13 protein-coding genes are annotated in these 22,956 nt (G+C 63.7%); 3 read left to right on the top strand and 10 right to left on the bottom strand.

Going from position 1 to position 22,956, the window contains the following annotated elements; genetic code table 11:
• Positions 1-245: 245 nt before the first annotated feature.
• The 8 genes from ABIB80_RS06595 to ABIB80_RS06560 all read right to left on the bottom strand — a co-directional run bounded on the left by ABIB80_RS06595 (position 246) and on the right by ABIB80_RS06560 (position 7,963).
• Positions 246-515: a GlsB/YeaQ/YmgE family stress response membrane protein gene (locus ABIB80_RS06595; RefSeq protein ID WP_007599560.1), complete on the bottom strand. Its 270-nt coding sequence runs from the start codon at positions 513-515 to the stop codon at positions 246-248.
• 95 nt (positions 516-610) lie between these two features.
• Complete coding sequence (locus tag ABIB80_RS06590; RefSeq protein ID WP_007599559.1) at positions 611-1,588, bottom strand: ABC transporter ATP-binding protein; 978 nt, start codon at positions 1,586-1,588, stop codon at positions 611-613.
• A complete protein-coding gene (locus tag ABIB80_RS06585; RefSeq protein ID WP_007599558.1) occupies positions 1,585-3,000 on the bottom strand; it encodes an Asp-tRNA(Asn)/Glu-tRNA(Gln) amidotransferase GatCAB subunit A in 1,416 nt (471 codons plus the stop codon). The genes ABIB80_RS06590 and ABIB80_RS06585 overlap by 4 nt, the downstream gene beginning before the upstream one ends.
• A complete protein-coding gene (locus tag ABIB80_RS06580; RefSeq protein ID WP_007599557.1) occupies positions 2,997-3,194 on the bottom strand; it encodes a hypothetical protein in 198 nt (65 codons plus the stop codon). The genes ABIB80_RS06585 and ABIB80_RS06580 overlap by 4 nt, the downstream gene beginning before the upstream one ends.
• Entirely contained in the window at positions 3,191-4,252 is a 1,062-nt protein-coding gene (locus ABIB80_RS06575) for an ABC transporter ATP-binding protein (protein ID WP_007599556.1), read from the bottom strand. The genes ABIB80_RS06580 and ABIB80_RS06575 overlap by 4 nt, the downstream gene beginning before the upstream one ends.
• 2 nt (positions 4,253-4,254) lie before the next feature.
• A complete protein-coding gene (locus ABIB80_RS06570) occupies positions 4,255-5,157 on the bottom strand; it encodes an ABC transporter permease (protein ID WP_007599554.1) in 903 nt (300 codons plus the stop codon).
• Positions 5,158-5,159: 2 nt separating this feature from the next.
• Positions 5,160-6,113, bottom strand: coding sequence for an ABC transporter permease (locus tag ABIB80_RS06565; RefSeq protein ID WP_007599552.1), 954 nt, complete (start codon positions 6,111-6,113; stop codon positions 5,160-5,162).
• A 191-nt stretch (positions 6,114-6,304) separates the two neighbouring features.
• Positions 6,305-7,963 (bottom strand): ABC transporter substrate-binding protein, encoded by a 1,659-nt coding sequence (locus ABIB80_RS06560; RefSeq protein ID WP_007599547.1) that lies wholly within the window; start codon positions 7,961-7,963, stop codon positions 6,305-6,307.
• A 210-nt stretch (positions 7,964-8,173) separates the two neighbouring features.
• Between ABIB80_RS06560 and ABIB80_RS06555 the strand changes: the two genes are divergently transcribed.
• On the top strand, positions 8,174-9,769 hold the full coding sequence (locus ABIB80_RS06555) for an ABC transporter substrate-binding protein (RefSeq protein ID WP_007599546.1): 1,596 nt from the start codon (positions 8,174-8,176) through the stop codon (positions 9,767-9,769).
• Between the two features lie 184 nt (positions 9,770-9,953).
• On the opposite strand, the gene ABIB80_RS06550 is transcribed toward ABIB80_RS06555, so the two are convergent.
• Complete coding sequence (locus ABIB80_RS06550) at positions 9,954-12,185, bottom strand: CHASE2 domain-containing protein (RefSeq protein ID WP_007599545.1); 2,232 nt, start codon at positions 12,183-12,185, stop codon at positions 9,954-9,956.
• Between the two features lie 62 nt (positions 12,186-12,247).
• A complete protein-coding gene (locus tag ABIB80_RS06545; RefSeq protein WP_502918724.1) occupies positions 12,248-20,125 on the bottom strand; it encodes a VCBS domain-containing protein in 7,878 nt (2,625 codons plus the stop codon).
• 620 nt (positions 20,126-20,745) lie between these two features.
• Here ABIB80_RS06545 and ABIB80_RS06540 point away from each other — a divergent pair.
• Complete coding sequence (locus tag ABIB80_RS06540) at positions 20,746-21,477, top strand: transglutaminase-like cysteine peptidase (protein WP_007599541.1); 732 nt, start codon at positions 20,746-20,748, stop codon at positions 21,475-21,477.
• 212 nt (positions 21,478-21,689) lie between these two features.
• A complete protein-coding gene (locus ABIB80_RS06535; RefSeq protein ID WP_007599540.1) occupies positions 21,690-22,814 on the top strand; it encodes a lysozyme inhibitor LprI family protein in 1,125 nt (374 codons plus the stop codon).
• Positions 22,815-22,956 lie beyond the last annotated feature (142 nt).

Raw genomic sequence — 22,956 nt, 5'->3', positions numbered from 1 at the left:
CGGGTAGGGGCCAAAGCCCCTGATTTCAAAGGCAAATTCAGGAGTAATTGACCCGGATTAACATCGCGTTTGCGCTCATCGCCCAACGCAGTCGAACACCCGGGACCCCTATAGCCCACATCACCCTCGACCGACCTTGCACGCAAGTCCGGAATCTCACGATCTTGCGGCTTTTTCTTGCAGACATGTCACCTCTCCCCAGGCGGGGAGAGGTCAAAAGTTCGATCAATTGAACTCGGGCGCCATTAGAATCGGCCGCCGCCGCGGACCAGCCGCACCACTAGCAGCAGGATGACCGCGCCGATCGCGGAATAGACGATCTCCGATATCAGTCCGGTGCCGATGTGAATGCCGAGCTTCGGAAACAGGAAGCTTGCCACCAGCGCGCCGGCGATGCCGATCACGATGTCGCCGATGATGCCGAACCCGGTTCCGCGCACCACTTTGCCGGCCAACCAGCCAGCCACGAGGCCGACGAACAGGATGACAAGCAGGCCTTCATTGGAAATGTACATAAGTGAGGTCCCTCTCCGTGAACGGTTCCATGGAAGCGGAACCGGGATGAACGAGGTCTGAATGCTGTTCCCGCTCCCGCTTGGGGCGCAAAATATCAAGACAACGCGGTGACCGGCTCCGCCAGCACGCACCGTGCCGCCCGGCCCGGCCCGACCTCCACACTCCCAGGCAGCTGCTCCAGACAGCGCGGCTGGGCCACGGCGCAGCGGGGCGCAAAGGAGCAGTTGTGCGGCCTCTCGCCAAGCGACGGCGGGGTGCCGGGGATGGTCTCGAGCCGCTGTCCCCGCTTGGCCCCGTGGACGGTCGAGGCGAGCAGGCCCTTGGCGTAGGGATGCACCGGTGAGCGGACGATGTCGCGAAGCGTGCCCTGCTCCACGATCTGGCCGGCATACATCACAGCGACCCGGTCGCAGATCTCGATGGCGACGCCGATGTCGTGGGTGACGAAGATGACGGACATGCCGAACTCGCGCTGCAGCTCGCGCAGCAGCAGCAGGATCTGGATTTGCACGGTGGCATCGAGCGCCGTGGTCGGCTCGTCCGCGAGCAGGATCTTCGGCCGGCAGGCGAGCGCCAGCGCGATCATCGCACGCTGACGCATGCCGCCGGACATTTCATGCGGATAGGCATCCAGCCGCCGCTTGGCCGAGGGGATGCGCACGACGTCGAGCATCTCCAGAGCTCTCGCGCGGCCCTCCGCATAAGACTTGCCTTCATGGCGCACCACGCTTTCGGCGATCTGCGCGCCGATGGTGTAGACCGGATCGAGCGCGAGCGCCGGCTCCTGAAAGATCATCGACACGGTCTGGCCGCGGAACGACGACAGCTGCTCCTCGTTCATCGCAAGCACGTCGCGGCCCATGACGTTGACCTTGCCCGTGATCTGCGTGCGCTTCTTCGGCAACAGCCGCATCAGTGCACGCAAGGTCACGCTCTTGCCCGAGCCGGACTCTCCGAGCAGGCCCAGCACCTCGCCGTCGCCGAGCGAGAGGCTGAGATCGTTCACGGCATAGACCGTGCGCTCGCCGGTGAAGCGGATGTTCAGGCCTGAGATCTCGACGAGCTTTGTCATGACGGAAGTTTCGGCAGCCTGTCGTGATAATCGGTGGCGCGCTGGAATGCGGCGCCGATGGTGAGCAGCGTCGCTTCATCGAACGAGCGGCCGATCAGCTGCATGCCGATCGGAAGACCATTTTTGGTGAAGCCCGAGGGCACCGTGAGCGACGGCAGGCCAAGGTAATTCACCGGACGGGTGAACAGCGTCAGCCGCTGCAACAGCGCCGGCGCGTTCGGCCCGCCGCCGACGTCGCTCTCCTCGATCGTCGGCGCCGGCACCGGAGACGCCGGCGCGATGATCGCGTCGACACCTGATGTCGCAGCGTTGTGCGCGGCCAGTGCCGGCCCGCGCCAGCGCATCGCCTCGAGGTAGGTGATGGCGGGGACCGCAAGGCCGTTCTGGAGCCGCATCAACACCTGCGGGCCGTAATCCTGCGGCCGCTCGATCATCCAGCGCTTGTGGAAGGCGGCGGCTTCGGCCGCAAGCACGAGCTGGCTTGCCGCGGACAATTGCCGCTGATCGGGCAGCTCGACCGTGACGATGTCGGCGCCTTCGCGCTTGAGCACTGCAATGGTCTCGTCCAGCACGCGCGCCACCTCGCCGTCGAGATCATCGACATAGAAGGACGAGGGGACGCCGACCTTGAGGCCCTTCAGCGAGCCCCTGGTCGCGCCGACATAGTCAGACAGCGGCTCACGGCTCGCGGTCGAATCCTCGGGATCGGGACCGGCCATCAGGGCCAGCAGCAGCGCGCAATCCTCGGCCGTGCGGGCGAGCGGGCCGACCGTGTCGAGCGACTGCGACAGCGGCATCGCACCGGCGCGGCTGACCCGGCCAACGGTGGTCTTCAGTCCAGTGACCCCGCAGAAATGCGCGGGCATGCGGATCGAGCCGCCGGTGTCGGAGCCGAGCGCGGCATAGGTCAGTCGCGCCGCGACCGCCGAGCCCGAACCCGAAGACGAGCCGCCGGTGATGTGCGCCACGTTCCAGGGATTCCGAACAGGGCCGTAATGGGCGTTATGGCCGGTCGGGCCATAGGCAAATTCGGCGAGATGCAACGTGCCGAGCCGAACCTGGCCGGCGTCCTTCAGCCGCTGCAAGGCGGTGGAGGTCACTGTCGGAACGAAATCGCGGCGGATCAGCGAGCCGCAGGTCGCGACGTGGCCTGCGTCGTAATACATATCCTTGTGCGCGAGCGGCACGCCATGCAACGGCCCGCGGACTTCCCCCTTGGCCAGTTCGGCGTCGGTGGCATCGGCGGCCTTCAGCGCCGCCTCTGCCTCGATCGACATGAAGGCGTTGAGGTGCGGCTGCCATTGCGCGATGCGATGCAGCAGCGCCCGCGTCACCTCATGCGAGGACACCTGCTTCATCGCGATCGCGCGCGCGACCTCGGTGAGCGTCATCAATGCGGGCTCGATGCTCATTTCGAGACCTTGGCAGCCTGCGCGATCGGATAGAGCGCGGGCTCGAGATCGAACGGCAACGTGCCGGCAATGGCCGCAAAGCCCTCGAAGGCCGGTCCGATGGAGTTGGAGATGCGCGTCGCGATCTCGTCGTCAACGGGAACACCGGCGACCTGTGCCGTCGCCTTGATCTCTTTTGTCGTCGGTCTCGTCATACGGTTTCCTCCTTCGGCGCGCGGCTATGGCCTGAACCCGGGATCGCCATGTAGCACGCGGCCTCGTGGCCCATTCTATCGAGCGCGGTGAGTTTTGGTGTCGCATTTGCGCAGAGCGGCTCCGCAAACGGGCAACGGGTGTGGAAGCGGCAGCCCGAGGGCGGATCGATCGGATTGGGCGGATCGCCCGTGATCGGCGGCGTCTCGGTGCGACGGTCCGGATCCGAGGACGGCATCGCGGCAAGGAGTGCGCGCGTATAGGGATGCGCCGGCTGGTCCCAGACCTGGTCGACCGGGCCGAGTTCGACCACTTCGCCGAGATACATCACCAGCACGCGATCGCTGATGTAGCGCACGACGTTGAGGTCGTGACTGATGAAGAGATAGGTCAGGCCGAACTCGCTCTTGAGATCGGCAAGCAAATTGAGCACCTGCGCCTCGACGGATTTGTCGAGCGCGGAGACCGCTTCGTCGAGGATCACCAGCCGCGGCGAGAGCGCCAGCGCGCGTGCGATGTTGACGCGCTGGCGCTGGCCGCCGGAGACCTCGTGGGGGTAGCGGTTGGCGAAGTTGGCGGGAACCAGGCCCACCTTGCCGAGCAGCTCGCGCGCCAGCGCGCGCGCGGCGCCGTCGGCCATACCGTGCACCTTCGGGCCGAAGGCGATCGACTCTTCGATGGTCAGGCGCGGATTGAGCGAGGCGTAGGAATCCTGGAACACCATCTGCATGCCGCGGCGCAGCTCGCGCAAGGAGAGCGACTGGCCGACGCTCATGCCGTCATAAATGATGTCGCCGGTATCGCGCGGCATCAGGTGCATGAGCAGCCGCGCGGTGGTCGACTTTCCGCAACCGGATTCGCCGACGATCCCGACGGTCTCGCCCTTGGCGACGGAGAAGGAGACATTGTCGACGGCACGCACGGTGCGCTTTGCGGCGAACAATCCGCCGCGCACCGGGAAATGCTTGGTCAGGCCGTTCACCTGGAGCAGCGGCTGGGCGACGCCGCCGAGGTCTTCGATCGGCTCCAGCATTGCGACAGAGAGGTTGGTTTCGCTCATGGCTAGTTCCTGATGTCCATGGCGCTACGCAGGCCGTCCGAGAGCAGGTTGAAGCAGATCGAGACCGCGAAGATCATTGCACCGGGGAGCGCAGCGACCCAGGGGTTGACGTAGATCGCGGTCCGCAAGGTGTTCAGCATCAGGCCCCATTCCGGCTCCGGCGGCTTAGTGCCGAGTCCAAGGAAGGACAGGCCTGCCGCGAGGATCATCGAAACCGAGATCAGGCTGGTGGCATAGACGAAGATCGAACCGAGCACGTTGCCGAGAATGTGCACGCGCATGATGGTGAAGGGACCGGCACCGGAGGCGCGCGCGGCGTCGACGAAGTCCATGTTGCGCACGCCGGTGGTGACGCTTTCGGCGACACGGGTGATTTGCGGGACGAACACGACGGTCAACGACACGATGGAATTGAGGATGCCCGCGCCCAGCGCGCCGGAGATCGCGATCGCCAGCAGCACAGACGGAAACGCGTAAAACACGTCGACCGTGCGCATGATCGCGGTGTTGAGCTTGCCGCCGACATAGCCGGCGACGAGGCCGAGCGAGGTGCCGATACAGAAGGCGAGGATCACCGGCAAAATGCCGATGAGAAGCGACAGCCGCCCGCCATAGATCAGCCGCGCCAGCATGTCGCGACCGAGCTCGTCGGTGCCGAGCGGGTAGCCTGTTGTGCCGATGTGCCGAAGGCGCCGGATCATCGAGCCCTTGTACGGATCTTCCAGACCGAGCCATGGCGCAACGATCGCCGACAGGAAGATCAGCAGCAGCACCAGCGCGCAGACCATGCTGACCTTGTCGCGCCGGATCCGACGGCCGACGGTCGCCCAATAGCCGCGCGCCTTGGTCGCGGGCGCAGACTGAAGCGCGGCGTCGGAGGTGACGGAGAGCGGAAGCTCGGTCATCGCTAGCCCCGCTTGATGCGCGGGTCGATCGCGGCTTGCGCGATGTCGACCAGCAGATTGAGGAAGACGAAGAACAGCGCCAGGATCAGGATCGTGCCCTGGAGCAGCGGTAGGTCGCGCTGGAAGATCGCCGAGTTGAGCAGGAAGCCGGAGCCCGGCCAGGAAAACACGGTCTCGATCAGAATCGAGCCGCCGAGCATGTAACCGAGCTGAAGTCCCATCACGGCGAGCGCGGTGGGCGCGGCGTTCTTGATGACGTGGCGGAACACCCCGCGCTCATGCAGGCCTTTGGCACGCAGCGCCTCGACGAAGTCCTGGCTGAGGATGTCGCCGGTCAGCGCGCGCACCGTGCGGGTGACGATGCCCATCGGGATCACGGAGGTCGTGATCGCCGGCAGCACGAGATATTGCAAATGCGCCCAGTCCCAGGCCCAGGCGGCCGAGCCGCCGGGTCCGGCGCCGACGGCGGGCAGCCAGTTCAGCTGAACCGAGAAGATGATGACGAGCACCATGCCAAGCCAGTAATGCGGCACCGAAACGCCGGCGATGGCAAAGGATGTCGCCAGCTTGTCGATCCAGGTCTCGCGGAAATAGCCGGCGATCAGGCCGAGCAGGATGCCCATGGTGAAGCCGATGATCGCCGCCGCAATCGCCAGCGTGACCGTGTTGCTGACCGCGCGCATGACCTCGGCCAGCACCGGGCGGCCCGTGGCGATGGAATTGCCGAGATCGCCATGAAGTGCGCGGAGCAGCCAAAGCCCGAACTGCACCGGCAGCGGGCGGTCGAAACCATAGGCGGTGCGGAGCTGCGCGGCGAGCTCCTGCGAGGCGTCAGCCGGCAGCACGGCCACCAGCGGATCGCCCGGCGTGATGTGCACGAGCAGAAAACACACCAGCGCGACGCTGATGACGATCGGGACGACGTAGACGATGCGTCTGGCGATATAGGCGAGCACTGCAGTTCTTTCTTCCTTCTCCCCTTGCGGGAGAAGGTGGCGCGAAGCGCCGGATGAGGGGTTGTTTCCGCGAGTACAGCTATTCCTAATGAGAGATGGTCACTCGCGGAGAGAGACCCCTCACCCGGCTTCGCTTTGCGAAGCCACCCTCTCCCACAAGGGGAGAGGGTGCACTGAGCAAGCTGAGAGAATTACTGCATCGACACCAGCGAGAAGTCGATGAACCAGCTCTTTGGCTGCACGATGCCTGTCACCTTCGGGCTGATGGCACGGGGGCCAACGTCGTGGGCGACGTAGAGGAAGGCTGCGTCATCGACGGAGGCCGCGTGCAGTTCGGCGAGCGCCGCGTCACGCGCGGCGGGATCGAAGGTTTGCCGCGCCTTCTTCACCAGCTCGTCGAACTTGGGATTGTTGATGAAACCCCAATTGTTCGATACCGGCGGAGCCATGCCCGATTGCAGGAAGCGCACCAGCGCGAAGAACGGATCCATCGCCGCGTAGGTGACGTTGGTCGCGTTCGAGCCGTTGGCGCTGGGATCCTTGGCGCCGCGGCGCCAATTGGTGAACAGCGTATTCCACTCGATGACGTCGAGTTGCACGTCGAAATAGCATTCGGCCAGCGCCTGCTGGAGATATTCGTTCATCGGCAGCGGCTGCATCTGGCCCGAGCCGGAGGCAGAGGTCTGGGTCTTCACCGTCAGCTTCTTGTTCGGGCCGAAACCGGCCTCCTGCATCAGCTTCTGCGCAGCCGCCTTGTCATACTTGATCTCGAAGGTCGGCTTGCCGCGCCAGGGATGGCCGGGCTCAAAGGTGCCGGTCGCGGGCACCATCAGCCCCGCGAGCAGGCCGTCCTTGAGTCCTTCGCGATCGACGCAGAGGTTTGCTGCCTTACGCACGCGGATGTCGTTCCAGGGCGAGCCCTCGACGCGCGAGAACTGCCACGGCCAGACGTGCGGCTGCTCGTTGGCGTAGAGCTTGAAGCCGCGCTGCTTGAGCTCGGGCAAAGCGTCCGGCGCCGGTGCCTCGACCCAATCGACCTGCCCGGAGAGCAGCGCCGCGGTGCGCGCGTTCGCCTCCGGCATCGGCAACAGCACCATCTTGTCGACCTTGGGCACGCGGTCCTTGTTCCAGTAGCTCGCATTCTTGACCAGCTCCAGCCGCTCGCGCGGGGTGAACGCGGCCATCTTCCACGGGCCGGTGCCCGCGGCGTCCTTGGCAAACGCGGTCCAGGCGGCCTGCGACTTGGCCTTGGCGTCAGCGCCTTCCGCCTTCTCGTAGAAATGCTGCCACTTCGCCGGGCTCGCCATGAAGAGATTGGTGAGGTTGATCGGCAGGAAGCTGTCGGGCTCCTTGGTGGTGAGCTCGACCGTCATGTCGTCGATCTTCTTCGCGGACGCCAGCGTGGGCATACGCGAGGCCGTGACGCCGACCTGGCTGGCGTCGAATTGCGGCGCGTCCTGCTTCAGCACCTTCTCGACATTCCACACCACGGCGTCCGCGTTGAACGGCGAGCCGTCATGAAAGGTGACGCCGGGGCGTAGCTTGAAAGTCCATTTGGTCTTGTCGGCATCGTCGACCTTCCACTCGGTGGCAAGGCCGGGGATCACCACGCTCGCCTTGTCGGCCGAGGACAGATCCCAGCCGGTGAGCGCGTCGTACATGGTGAGGCCGGTGAAGCGGTTGCCTTCAAAGCCCTGATCGGGCTGGCCCAGCGTGCGCGGAATATCGGCGGCAGTCATGGCGATGCGCAGCACGGTTTCCGCACTTGCGACGCGCGGCCACGCAGCCGCGCTACTGAGCGCCAGCAACGCGATCAGCGCCGCGCGGGTCTTGTTCTTATTGATAAGCATTGCCTCAATCCTTTTCCGGCTTCGATGACTAATTTTGATGCAATCGTATGCAATGCCTATGCCAATGGGGAAACTTATTCTGCAAATTGCCTCTGCGACGACAAGTCCTTGTGATGACACGTCGGCGAAAGCACCTCGCTGCCTATTCTGGCATCAAGATTGCAGGTTTGGCTCCAATTCTCCCTTGAAGTCTTCCTTGGAGCTTTGGCCATGCGTATCCGACTATCGACCTGTTTCGCCGTGCTTGCACTGGCGTTGTCCGCGATTCCGGCGGGCGCCGAAACGGTGCTGCACTACGGCATTTCGATGGCGGACATCCCGCTGACCACCGGCCAGCCCGATCGCGGCGCCGGCGCCTATCAGTTCACGGCCTACACCATCTACGATCCGCTCGTGGCCTGGGAGATGGACGTCGCCGATCGACCCGGCAAACTGGTGCCGGGGCTCGCCACCGAATGGAAGGTCGACGATACCGACAAGACCAAATGGCGCTTCACCTTGCGTAAGGGCGTGAAGTTTCACGACGGCAGCGAGTTCACCGCCGACGCCGTGATCTGGAATCTGGACAAGGTGCTCAACGACAAGGCGCCACAATTCGACAAGCGCCAGAGCGCCCAGGTCAAGACCCGCCTGCCCTCGGTCGCGAGCTACGCCAAGATCGACGACTCCACGGTGGAGATCACCACCAAGACGGTCGATTCCTTCTTTCCCTATCAGATGCTGTGGTTCCTGGTGTCGAGCCCGACGCAATACGAGAAGCTCGGCAAGGACTGGGACAAGTTCGCGAGCCAGCCTTCGGGGACCGGCCCGTTCAAATTGACAAAACTGGTGCCGCGCGAGCTCGCCGAGCTCACGAAGAATCCGGATTACTGGAACAAGAAGCGCATTCCCAAGGTCGACAAGCTCGTGCTGGTGCCGATGCCGGAAGCGCTGACGCGCACCAATGCGCTGCTGGCCGGGCAAGTCGATCTGATCGAAACGCCGGCGCCGGATGCCGTGCCGCAGCTCAAGGCCGCCGGCATGAAGCTCGTCGACAACGTCACGCCGCACGTCTGGAATTATCATCTGAGCGTGCTGCCGGGTTCGCCCTGGACCGACATCCGCCTGCGCAAGGCGCTGAACCTCGCGATCGATCGTGAGGCCGTGGTGGGCCTGATGAATGGCCTTGCGAAACCCGCCAAGGGACAGGTCGATCCGTCGAGCCCGTGGTTCGGCAAGCCGAGCTTCGAGCTGAAATACGATGTCGCCGCGGCGAAGAAGCTGGTCGAGGAAGCCGGCTACTCCAAGGCGAAGCCGCTGAAGGCGACCTTCATCATCGCACAGGGCGGCACCGGCCAGATGCTGTCGCTGCCGATGAACGAATTTTTGCAGCAGAGCTTCAAGGAGATCGGGATCGACATCGATTTCAAGGTCGTCGAGCTCGAGACACTCTATACGCACTGGCGCAAGGGCGCGGCCGACGAGATGAACGCCGGCATCACCGCCAACAACATCGCCTACGTCACCTCCGACCCGCTCTACGCCATCGTCCGCTTCTTCCATTCGAGCCAGATCGCGCCGGTGGGCGTCAACTGGGGCGGCTACAAGAACCCGAAGGTCGACGCGCTGATCGACGAGGCCAAGCAGACTTTCGACAGCACCAAGCAGGACGAGCTGCTGGCGCAGGCGCACGCGCTGATCGTCGACGACGCCACCCTGGTATGGGTGGTGCACGACACCAACCCGCACGCGCTGTCGCCCAAGGTCAAGCAGTTCGTGCAGGCGCAGCACTGGTTCCAGGACCTCACGACGATCGGGACGGAGTGAGGCGACAGCTCAACCCTCTGCCGTCGTCCTGGCGAAAGCCAGGACCCATAACCACCGAATTTCGTTTGCCGAAGATTGGTGGTTGGCCGCTCGCCGTAACAACTTCTCCCTGGGGTAATGGGTTCTGGCGTTCGCCGGGACGACAGCGAGTGTGTGGTTAGCTTCAAAACCGCACATCTGCCCCCTACTTCGTCAGCAGTGCATAGGCCCCGGTCCACCCCTCCGCCGGCGGATTCACCTGGAATTCCTTGATACGCACTTCATAGAGCTTGAACAGCTTTTCCAGCGTGTCGGCATCCTCGCTCCTGCGCCCGCGTTCGATGGCGTCCAGCGCGCCCTGCCAGTCGCGGCCGCGATAGCAGGCCAGCATTTCGATGGTGACGTTGCGCAGGCGCTGGAAGGCGCCGGAATGCATCACGTCCTCGCGGCCGGCGATGGCGTAGATCACTTCGGGCTCGGTCTTGCCCTTGACCATGATGAAGTCGAGCTCGAGGATCGCGAACTTGTCCTTGGCGGCGAGCGCGGTCCTCGAGCCGACGATGATGGGAAAGCCGTACTCCTTCGACTGGCCTTCCAGGCGCGAGGCCAGGTTCACGCTGTCGCCGAGCACCGAATAGTTCTTCTTCAGGTCGGAGCCCATGTTGCCGACGACGCCGATGCCGGTGTTGAGGCCGATACCGACATTGAGCGGGATGTAGACGTGGCCGCCATCCGTGGCTTCCTGTTCGCGGTCCTTGTTCACCGCGTCGATCCGCTCCAGCATCTGGATCGCGGCCTCACAGGCGTTGACCTCGTGCTCGGCATCGTCGAGCGGCGCGTTCCAGAACGCCATGATGGCGTCGCCCATATATTTGTCGATATAGCCCTTCTGATCGATGATCACGTCGGTCAGAGGGGTCAGGAAGCGGTTCATCAGCGCGATCAGGCCCTGCGGGTCGTGCTTGTAGGTTTCCGATATGGTGGTGAAGCCGCGCACGTCGGAGAACATGATCGTCATTTCGCGCTCCTCGCCGCCGAGGACGAGCTTTTCCGGTGACTGCGCGAGTTGCTCGACCAGCACCGGCGACATGTATTGCGCGAACATGCCGCGGATCTGCACGCGCTGCCGCTGCTCGCGCACGAAGCTCGCGAAGATCAGCGTCAGATAGATCGCGGTGGTCGAGAGCAGCGGATAGGTGAAGTCGATGAGATAGCGGCGCTGGGCATAGTAGAACCAGGACACTCCGATCAGGATCGCGGCGAAGGTCGCGCCGGCAAGTACGAGGCGGACCGGTCCGAGGTTCGGCGTGAAGATGATGACGAGCAAGCCGATGACGAGCGCGGCGAGCAGCTCGACAACGAGCGCATAGCCGGGCTGGGAGATCACCGCGCCGCTCAGCACACTCTCCAGCACCTGGGCGTGGATCTCGACGCCGGGCATGGTCGAGGACACCGGCGTGGTCTTGAGGTCGTTCAACCCGCCCGCGGAGGTGCCGATCAGGACCAGCTTGCCGGCGATCTTGCCGGGCGACACGCTATTGTCGAGCACATCGGCCGCAGAGACGTAGATCGAGGGGTCCGGGCGGGCGTAATGCATCCACAGCTGGCCGTTCTTGTCGGTCGGGATCTCCAGGCCCTTGAGGCGGATCGTGCGGATACCGCTCTTGTCGGTCCTGATGAGCAGCGTCGGCGTGCCGGTGGCGACGCGCAGCATCTCCAGGCTCAGCGAGGGCATGATGTTGTCCTGCGCCCGCAGGATCATCGGCACGCGGCGGATCAGGCCATCGCGCTCGGGTCTGATCGAGAACAGGCCGCGTCCGGCCGCGACCTTCTCGATCACAGGCACGTTGCGCAACAAGCCCGGGAAGTCGAACATGAAGCGTTCAGACCCGTCCTCCCCGAGCGTCGCTACGCCGGTGAATGGAAGTGACTTGTCGAGTTCGGACAAGACTGCTGGAAGCCCCGTCTCGCCCAGCACCACGCGCGAGCGCTTGATCGCTTCGGCAAGGATCTGGTCGTTGCTCGGCAGCTCGCGCAACTTGGCGCGGGTGGCATCGTCGAGGTAGCGCATGTGGCTCGCGACCAGATCCGGATTGAGCCGGTCGGCCTCCGAGAACACGACGTCGAAGCCGATTGCGACCGCGCCGTTGCTGGTAAGGTTCTGGATCATGTCGGCGATCCGCGTCCGCGGCCACGGCCATTGGCCGAGCTTGGCGAGGCTCTTGTCGTCGATGTCGACGATCGTGACCGGCCGCGCCGCCTTGTGGCGCGGATCGATCAACTGAAACATGTCGAAGGTGCGCAGCCGCAGTTCCTGGATCGGCGGCGGATCCCAGAGGCGAGCGCCGGCAAACACGACCAGCAGCGCAAGGCACATCAGCCGCGCAAACCCCAACTTCCGCGCAAACCACCGCCGCAAGATTTTGAGACGTTTCATGGCGGTTGAATATCACGCTTTCACGGGCAATGGCAGCCGGCGGCTTGGCACCCAAGCGGTCATCAGGCGTGGACGATGAAGTCGCTCGCATGGAGATGGGCCGCGGTGACGCCCTTCAGGACGATCGTGTCTGCCGCGTCGATCGTGATCAGGGTGTCCGCCGAATTGGTAGGTGACCCGGCCACATGCTGGGCCATCCAGGCGGAAAGATTGGAGGTCGTCACAACTGCCGAGAGATCGATGTGGTCCTGACCCGGCGTGAAATTCACGATCATATCGCAGTTCGAGTCGGCCGCGAACACGAACTGATCCTGATAGCCGGTTCCGATGAACAGATCTTTGCCGGTCGTGCCGGTGATCCGCGCGTGGTCGTTCGCACTTTCAGGAAGGTTGAAAATCAAGTGAATGGTATCGCTCGCCCCGTGCCCGTCGGTCACGGTGAGCGTGATCTTGTCCGTGGGCGGCTCTGCGCTGCCTTCATTGTAGATAACGGTATTCAGGCTCCCATTGATGTTTGCAAATAGACCGGAGCGCGACGACGGGCTCGCATTGCTGCCGGCAGCCTCGGTCGTGGCAGCCAGCGTGAATATCTCATTCGGAGCAGCGTCCGGGTCGACCAACGAAAGGCCATGGACGATCACCTGCTCGTCGTCGTCTTGCCTAACACTCACGTGATCGAGATCGAACATCGGCGTGTCATTCGCGCCGGTCACGCCGACTGTCAGTGTCGCCGTGCCCGCGGCCCCATGAACGTCCGTCGTCTGTACCGTGAACGTATCCGAATAGGATCCCTGCGGCAGTGCGTTGATGGCGGTTGCATCCGGAACGTAGCTGTAGTTGCCGTTCGCGTTCACCGTTAGCGAGCCGTAGTGGCCTGCGACCGTTGCAGCCGCATGATGCGTCGCATCAAGCACGGCATAGGTCAGCGACCCCGTCTCGCCACTGTCAGCATCGGTCCCGACCAGCTTGCCGGTGAGATTGGCGAAACTGTCAGTCGCAGCCGTGTCCGTGAGCGAGCCGATGTTGAGATCGGACAGCTTCGGCGTGTCGTTGGCGCCCGTCAGGTCCACCGTGTATGTCGCGGTGGTGGCAGCGCCATGCGCGTCGGTGACCTGGACCGTGAAACTATCCGAATAGGAGCCTCCCGGCAGGGCGTTGATCGACGCAGCGTCGGGAACGTAGCTATAGCTGCCGTTGCTATTGAGCGTCAGCGCGCCATAATGACCCGTGACCGTCGCGACGGCCTGGTGACCTGCGTCAAGCAGGGCATAGCTCAGCGTGTCGCCGGTGTCGACGTCGGTCCCGACCACCTGTCCCGTGAGGTCGGAGAAACTATCCGCTGCGGCCGTGTCGGTGAGTTTCCCGATGCTGCCATAGGACAACACCGGCGTGTCGTTGGCGCCGGTGACGGCGACCGTGAATGACGCCGTGCCGACAGCACCCTGCGCGTCCTTGGTCTGAATCGTGAAGACGTCCGAGTAAGGGCCTGCCGACAGCGCGTTGATCGCCGCAGCATCCGGAACGTAGCTGTAGCTGCCGACGGCATCCACCGTCAGCGAACCGTAATGACCGGCGACCGTCGTGACCGCGTTCGCTCCATCCATCACCGCGTAGTGCAACGTTGCCGTCTCGCCATGGTCGGCGTCGGTCCCGACCAGCGTTCCCGTGATGTTCGGGAAGCTATCGGTGGCGGCGGTGTCAACAAGTGGACCCGTGGTGACCGCGGCCAATGTCGGAATGTCGTTCTTGCCAGTGATGGTGACGCTGACCTCGGCCGTATGGATCTTGCCGTAATCGTCCGTGAGCGTGATGGTGGAGTCGACCTTCGCGGTCTGGTCCTTGGCGAGGAAATCCAGCGCGCCGTCGGGGATCGAATAGCTCCAGGTGACGGTGCCGTTGTTCTTGCCAGTCTGCCCATAGATCAGCGCGGCCTTCAACGCGGCGGTCTCGTCGTCGGTGAGCGACGCGGTGAGGTCGGTGCCGCCATCCAGCCAGATCACAGCCTGGTCGGTGACTGCAACTGTCGCTATCGGACGGTCCGTCAGGTCGATGTCGGTGAAGTGAATCGAGCCGGTTGCGGCGGGCAGCGGGTCGGAATCGCCGGAGCCGGTGGTGCTTTCGCGCTCGGAGAAGTTCGCGGTCAGGGATGCATTGACCATGTCGAACGCCGGCGCGTCGTCGATCGCATGCATCGTGATCAGCGTGTGGCCGCCATCGTCGCTGCCCGCGAAGTGCGCGTTGCGATAGTCGCCGACGAGAGTCAGGTCGATGGTCTTGCCATCGTTGCCGGTGACCGTGAGCATGCCGCCGCTCGCAGGATCGGCAGCATTGGGCACGTAGACGGCGCTGGTGCCGGGGCCCCACTGGATCGTCGATAATTCGATCGTGTCGTTCACGGACAAGTCTGCGATCGAGCCGCCGAACGTGTCCGTATCGATCTCAAGCGCGGCGCCGTTGCCGTGAAGTGCGATCGTTTGCGCGACCGTGCCTTCGAGCTTCAGCAGCGCGCCGGCATCGACGGTGACCGAGCCCGTGCCGGTCAACGAGCCGAACAGCGACAACTCGCCATGGACCTCGATGGTGCCGGTATTGGCGATGGTGCCCGAGATCGACGCCGTGCCCCAGCTGTCGATGTGGTTGTGATTGACGAGGCCAGGCCCACTCAGGGAGATCGAGGCGCCGTTGAGGAGATCGATGACACCGTCATTGACGATCGTCGACGCATTGCCGAACACGCTCGTGCCGGCGACCGTCCAGGTGCCGCCCAGCTCGTTGTTGAAGGTCGCGGTAGCGACCGAGACATTGCCGTTGATGTGGCCGGTGTTGTTGATCGTGAGGCTGCCGTCGGTCTCGACGATCGCATCGGTCGCGGAGGTCACGCTCAAGGCGGCGGCCGGCCCGATGGTGCCGGAATTGTCGATCACCGAACCGGTCGTGTCCTGCTGGATGTGGATCGCCGCATTGCCACCGGTGCCCACGATCGAGCCGGAATTGACGATGTGGATCGAACCGGTCGCGCCCGAAAACTCCAGCGTCGCGCCGACATCGACGATCACCTTGCCTGAACCGGCGATGCCACCCGCAAGGTCGAGCGTGCCGCTCTGGACCTCGATGATGCCGGTATTGGTGACGCTGCCCGTGACCGTATCGACGCCGGCGCTGTAGAGATTGCCGGCATTGCTCAGGCTGCCGCCGTTGATCGAGACGTCGGTCAGATAGAGCTTCGAGTGACCATCGACCGTGATCGCTCCGGTGCCGCTGTTACTGACAGTCAGATTTGTCAGCTTCAGCGTGCCATAGTTGATCGCCTCGAGATCCGCGGTGTTGGAGATGTCTTCGCCGGAGACGCCGAGCACGCCACCATTCGCCTGAATCAGATTGTGATTGGTGATGGTGTGAAGCGTGGCGGGATCGATCGTCAGCGTGCCGCTGGTGACCGTGATCGTGCCGGTGTTGGTGATGTCGGCGTTGTCGATCGCGCTCGTGCCGGTCGATTCCAGCGTACCGGCAATCGTCACCGTGCCGCCGTCGATGGTCGCGCCCTGGAGATCGAGTGTCGAGCCGGACTCGACCGAGACGGCACCGCTGCCGGTATTGGTCGCCTTCATCCCGATCAGCTTCAGTGTCCCGTGATCGATCGCCGCCAACGTGCCGGTGTTAGTGACGGCTTCGCCGTTGATGTCGAGCTCGGCGCCATTGGCCCGGAGGATGCCGTCATTCGCGATCGAGCTTGCGGAGGTCGTCGCCAACAGCGTCAACGCGCCCAGGGTTGCCTCGATCAGATAGTTGTTCGAGATGTTGGCGTCGGTAATCGCAGTTGTGCCGGTCGAATTCAGCGTGCCCGAAACAATGAGCGCGCCGCCGGTCAGGCTTGCACCGTTCAATGTCAGCTTGCTGCTTGCATCGACCTTGACCGTGCCATGATTGGCGATTGCGGTACCCGCAACGGTCACGTCATCCAGCGTCAGTATGACGCCGCTCTCAACCGTCACGGCAGCGGTGCTCAGCGTCGCCGATTGATCGATCTTGCTGCTGCCGATGACATCGATCGTGCCGACGCCGTTGACAGCCCCGCCCGAAATCTCCGTGCTGGACAGTGTCAACGTCTGGCCGCCATCGACCGTCACCGTGCCGGTGTTGGTCACGACGTCATTGAGCAGCGTTGCAGCGCCGGCGATCTTCAGCGTGCCGATATTGGCGACCGCGCCACCCTGGATGCTGGCGCCGTCCTGAAGCTTGACGGTGTTGTCAAGCTCGATGCCTGCATTGTCCGTGATCGTCGAGCCCGAAACCGTGATGCCGTCCAGCGTCAGCTTGGCATCGGCGGTAACTGCAGCCGTGCTCAGTGTGGCGCCGCCGTCGATCTTGCTCGCGACGATGACATCGATGATGCCGGCGCCGTTGACGGCCCCGCCCGAAATCTCCGTGCTGGACAGTGTCAACGTCTGGCCGCCATCGACCGTCACCGTGCCGGTGTTGGTCACGACGTCATTGAGCAGCGTTGCAGCGCCGGCGATCTTCAGCGTGCCGATATTGGCGACCGCGCCACCCTGGATGCTGGCGCCGTCCTGAAGCTTGACGGTGTTGTCAAGCTCGATGCCTGCATTGTCCGTGATCGTCGAGCCCGAAACCGTGATGCCGTCCAGCGTCAGCTTGGCATCGGCGGTAACTGCAGCCGTGCTCAGTGTGGCGCCGCCGTCGATCTTGCTCGCGACGATGACATCGATGATGCCGGCGCCGTTGACGGCCCCGCCCGAAATCTCCGTGCCGGACAGTGTCAGCGTTTGACCGCCATCGACCGACACCGTGCCGGTGTTGGTCACGACATCGTTGAACAGCATCGCAGCGCCGGCGATCTTCAGCGTGCCGGTGTTGGCGACCGCGCCATCCTGGATGCTGGCGCCGTCCTGGAGCTTGACGGTGTTGTCGAGCTCAATGCCGGCATTGTCCGTGATCGTCGAGCCCGAAACCGTGATGCCGTCCAGCGTCAGCTTAGCATCGGCGATAACTATGGCCGTGCTCAGCGTCGCGCCGCCATCGATCGTGCTGGCGCCGGTAACGTCGATCGTGCCGAGACCGTTGATCGTGCCGCCGCTGATGGTGGCGCCGTTCACTGTCAGCTTGCCCGCGGCATCGATCGTGACGTTGCCGGTATTGGTAACGGTCGCGCCCTGGTCGATCGTCAGCCAGCCATTCGCCAGCACCTTGATCGTGCCGCCGGAGGTGTTGGAGACGGTCTCGTGGGCGAACTCCGCTGTGCCCTTGACGTTGACCGCCCCTGAATTGTTCAGCGTGCCGTTCTTGAGGACGCTGCTGCCATCGAGTTCCAACGTGCCGGCGATGGTGACCGTGCCGCCGCTGATGGTGGCAGTGTCGACGATCAGCGTCGTGCCGGCATCGGCCTTGAGCGTGCCGCCGGCATTGTTAATTGCGGCGAGCGTCTTCAGCGTGCCGCCGGACAGCTCAATCGTGCCGGAATTGGCGATCGTGGTACCGCCAGCGAAATCGCCACCGGCCGCAAGCGTCAGATAGCCGGCATTGGTGAGCACGCTACTGTCCAGGAACTCGGCCTTGCCACCAACCGAGATCGTGCTTGCCGCGAAATTGGTGAGCTTCGAATCGGCCTTGAGGCTGATCTCGCCCGCAATCGTCAGCGCACTCTTGTTGATGACTTCCGGTGCCTTGTGGCCGACCGCGGTGTCGTAGTCGTTCATCGTGATCGACTTGGCGTAGGCTGCCGTGTCGATTGTCACCGGATAGGACGGCGTTAGCCCATGCAGCTGGTCGGTGATGACGATGACGTCGTCATTGATGGTCGGGACCGTGCCGGTTGCCCAATTGGCCGCATCCTTCCAGAAGCCGCCGGAGGGAGCACCGGGCTTGTCGGTCGCGATCCACACCACGGCGGGAGCGTCGGTGCCGGTGATCGTGACGGTGATGGTCTGCTGCGAGGTGGCGCCTTGCGCGTCCTTGAGCGTCACGGTGTAGACCAGCGTCAGCACCTCACCCTTGGGGATGAAGTCGGCGAGATAGACCGGCAGGTCAGCCAGCGACCAGTTGATGGCGCCGGTGCCGTCTCCGGTGCTATCGGCGCCCGCCGCGATCGCGACCGACATCGCGCTCTGGAACGCCGCGAGTGGGCCGGGCGGAACGCTACCATCAGGCAGGGTCGCACTGGTCAGCTTGACCGCGACCGTGTGGGCGTCGGTGAGGTCGACATCCGTGAAGGTCAGCGTGCCCGAAGTCGGCACCTCGCTGGTGAGCGGGCCACCGGGTTTGCTGGTGCCGCCCTCGAAGATGATGACGGGAACGCTGGTGGTGATCACCGGCTTGTCGTTGGTGCCGGTGATCGTGATGGTGATGTCGATGGGCGACGTTTCGGGATTGACCGAGAAATTATTGTTGACGCGAACCTTGTAAGTCAGCGTCAACGTTTCACCGGCCGCTAGGAAGTCGAAGACGTGGTCGGGAATCGTGTAGGTCCAGACCGCCGAGCCGTTGTTGTTGTTACCGCCGGCTGCGGCGACGCTGATCTGGGTTTGCGTTGCCGCGATGTCCTGCTTCTGGAGTGCAGAGAGCGCGCTGGTGACATCCTGCTGGCCGGCATTCTTGTAGAGATAGTTCGGCGCGTCGCCGAGGTCTATGCTCACCGTCGGCCGGTCGCCCAGGTTCTGGTCGACGAAGGTGATCAGGCCGGAGATGGTGTCGGAATGCGTCGTGTCGCCGGTCGTATCCGCACGCTCAGTCAGCGCGAACGCCTTCTGCACATTCCCATTGAGATCAAGGCTGCGTGCATCGGGCGGGCCGGGAATGCGGGTGCTGCTCGACGGATCATGGCCGGAATCCTGCGCTCCCGGCTGAGTGAGATTCGTGAAGGTCGCGGTCGCGGTGGCACCGGTGTCCGTCTTGATCACGACAATGTTGCCGGTCTGCGTGATCGAGTCGGTGAAGTTCTGGGTCAGCTTGGTGTTGCTGTTGTTGTCCGTGAACTTCAGCGTGAACACGTCCGTGATCAGCTTCTGGATGTCCGGCGACATCAGCGCATTGGAGATCGAGACGTTGCCGCCGCTGATCTGGATCATCTGGCCGGCCTGGTTGACCGTCGCGATCGGCAGCAGCGTGACCTTGTCGAACAGGATGTAGGAGCCCGTCGTGCCGTTCGGCTCGACCAGCACCTGGAAGCTCGCCTGCGGCTGCGGATCGCCGCCGCCGGCGGGAACGACGAAGTTGATCTGGCTCAGCACCGCCGTGCCGCGGATACCCATGGTGGCGACTGGCGTGTCGACCTTCATGTCTCCGTGCTTGGCGGTCTCGCCGGCAACGAAGGTGATGGTGCCCGCGACCAGACTGAGGAGAGAGGAATTGTTCGACCCGTTGGGGTCGTAGACCATCTCGTTCAGCACCATCCGCGCATTGGAGGACAGGCCGAACACCGTGCCGTCGATGAACGTGATGCCGAGCGTCGAGTCGCCACCGGTCGAGACCACGTCGCCCTTCTCGACGTTGTCGCCGTTGTTCAGGATGACGGAGACGCCGTTACGAACCGCGGTCGCGCTGCCGGAGAGCTTGGTGACGTGGCCGATGACCTGGGCGGCGGCAATGCCGGAGGCGGCCTGCGCATATTGCACATGGCCGGTGAGTGCGTTGACGACGTCGCCGGTGAGGTGCGCGCCGTCGGGCGAGGCGATCGCCGCGCGCTTGTCGCCCCTGAAATAGTCGTGAACGACGAAGTCGTGGCCGTCATGGGACAGCACGAGGTCGAGACCGGCGCGCTTGAAATCGCCGTTGAAGATCAGGTTCGGGTCGGGAACGACGAATGCGCCGTCAGGCACATGACCATGTGCCTTTGCGGTAAAGGAATCGACGTGGCCATCGGCGGGCGATCGGGAACCCAAGCCGTCCAAGGAAATCGCGGCGTCAAATTTGCCAGCGTAATTCAATCCGGGCACCAAAAAAGGAGTTAAAATCTAAGTAAGTATCGCTCGCCTAAACTTGCATATCATTACCAAGTCCTTAGCGAAACCACCTATTGCTTGTGTGATTTCGCATCACCAAGCGGTCGATGCTCTCAGGCGGCTGGGCACCTGCAGAGAAGTCAAAGTAATCTTTCAAATACTCATACGTAAAGCAGCGCTTATTTTCGCTCATTCCAAGTAACCTCATGTATTCTATTGCAGAAATCCCACAATAGATACTTATGTCATCTTTTGTTCGTGGTGCCCCGCACCACCCTGCGGCAAATACGGGGCCAAATCTGTGATCCAACTAACAGAAGCCGTGAAATAGCGAGCCGTTAGCCATAAGGCGCAGAATCAGTTCCACCACAACTTGTGCCTGCAATTGGTCCTTCTTCGCGGCAGCTGCCGCTCTCCTAGCCGGCGAATCGTAAAATTTTACGCAATATGAGCAGGCCCGTTTCAGCCTGTTGCCCGGTTTTGGGACCCCAGCCGGGCGCGTTAAGCAGAACAAAACCGCCTGCCTCGCACTATCTCCGCGAAAGCAACAAAGCCCAGCACGTGCAGGTCGAGGGGGACCTGGCGAAGCCGGAAGGGGATGTCAGATGGAGACCGCTGCTCGTTCGCGCGCCTGGCGCGCAATCCTAGTGCTGTGCGGATTGATCCTGCTTGGATCGGCCGCCGAGCTTCGCGCTGGCACGCTGTTGTCGCCGGGAGCCGGCGTCCTCGTGCGCAAATCCGCCGAGCCGTTCGGCGTGTTCGCCTTCGCCATCTCCGCCGGCAGCCTGCAACAAAAATGGCTCGCGCTGAGGTCCAGGCTCGACGATGACATGGTGCAGCTCGCGCTGTGCGACGGCGACCGGGACAATTGCGCTTCGCCGGCTGCGCTGAAACTGCTCGCCATCGTCGACCAGGCCCGCAGCCGTGAGGGCCGCGCTCTGCTGGGCGAGACCAATCGCGCCATCAACCTCGCCATCCGTGCCGCCGCTGACGGTTCTGAGGACGTCTGGAGCTCACCTCTCGCGACCTTCGCGCGCGGCGCCGGGGATTGCGAGGATTACGCCATTGCCAAGCTCGCCGCTCTTAAGCTCGCGGGCGTTGCCGCCGAAGATCTCCGTATCGTCGTGGTGCGCGACGTCAGGGCCGGCGAAGAGCATGCGGTTGTCGCTGCACGGCTCGACGGCCACTGGCTGATGCTCGACAACCGCCGCATGGCGATGGTCGAGGACGACGCCGCACGGAGCTACCAGCCGTTGTTCGTGCTCTACCAGTCGGCCGTGATGAAGTATGTCGACGAACCCGTGCGGTTCTCGATGATCGCCGCCGAGGCGCGTTGACTTTCTTGTAGCCCGGATGGAGCCACCGGGTCGGCGCACAGCGCCGCCCGATGACGGGCTCCGCGAAATCCGGGGCCGCCGCCTGTCGCACGAATCCCGGATTGCGCTGCGCTCCATCCGGGCTACCAGGATCAAGTAGCTTACCCCACAAAGCCATTTCGCCGCGCGATTTGGGACGCTAGCATGGCCGCGGCTATGCGGGGGCGACCGGAATGCGGTTCATCGTGCTGACTATGCTTGCATTGCTGGCCTTGCCGGCGGCGCCAGGCTTCGCGCAATCCAGCCCGTCCGACCGCTCCGTCGCCGAAAGGCTGCCGTTGTTCGCCAGGAACAACTGCCAGCAGATCCGCGATCCCGGCAATCAATTGTTCTGCGGTGATGCCGAGCTTGCCGCCGCCGCCGAGAAGCTGAGCACGGGAATCGAGGCACGGCTTGCCCGCCTCCCCGATCGTCTGCCTGGGATCGAGGAGAACGCGATCTGGATTCGCCAGCGCAACCTCGGTTGCGGCATCGTCGGCCAGACCGCGATCCGCACCGACGATTTCGACCGGGTGAAGGCATGTCTTCTCAAGGTGACCGAGGAGCGCGCCGCGATCGTACGCGATCCGGATTTCGACTGTCTCGCCGCCAACACCGCCGCAGGCGCGCTGATCTGTGCGGACCCGTCGCTGGCGCTTGCCGAGACCGACTTGAACAGCCAGGTCCTCGGCCTGATCGGCAAGCTCGATCCGACCTCGGCACGCTTTGCCTTTGCCGAATATGGCCGGTGGACGCGGGAGCGCGATCGCAAATGCAATCTGGTCGGCAAGGAGAACGTGCCGCTCGGGGAGCTCGAGTCCGCGGAGGACTGTCTCGCCGGCTATCTGAAGCACAAGACCGACGAGATTGGCGCGGCGAAAGGCGATCCGAAGAAGGTGTTCGGCCGGCAGGTCGCAGCCCGCGCGCCCGACACCGATGCCGTCGACTTCTGTGCCGCGCGAATCCACGCGGCCAATTCCTGCGGCAACTTCCTCCGCATCAACCGCGTCTATGCGCTCGATAGCCAGGTGGGCGAGCAGGAGGCGCAGGTCACGGGCGAAATCGAGATGGCCGTGCTGGCGCCCTTCGCCACCTGCAGCAAGGTCGCCACGACGTGCACGGGCACCTGCTGGGACCCCAGGACGGGTCGTCCGCAGCCTGGCGTCAGCAACAAGGAGCGCTCCGCAGACGCCTTCAACGTCACGCGCCGCCTGCGAATCCAGCGCACATTTGCGTTTGTCAAAGCCGCCGATGGCTGGCGCTGCCGGGAAGACGAGCTGGCCCCGGTGAATTCAGGCACCGCGGGTGGGGGATCGTAGGGCTGTGTGCTCTCCCTCGCCCCGTTCTTACGGGGAGAGGGTTGGGGTGTGGGGCTGCTTCAGCGAATCCGGTGACAGTTCGACTCGCGGAGAGCCCCCTCACCCGGAATTTGCTGCGCAAATCCCGGCCTCTCCCCGCATG

Origin of the sequence: Bradyrhizobium sp. i1.15.2 (assembly GCF_040548425.1) — a bacterium.
Taxonomy (GTDB): Bacteria; Pseudomonadota; Alphaproteobacteria; order Rhizobiales; family Xanthobacteraceae; genus Bradyrhizobium; species Bradyrhizobium canariense.
This window is presented reverse-complemented; position numbering and strand designations above follow the sequence as displayed.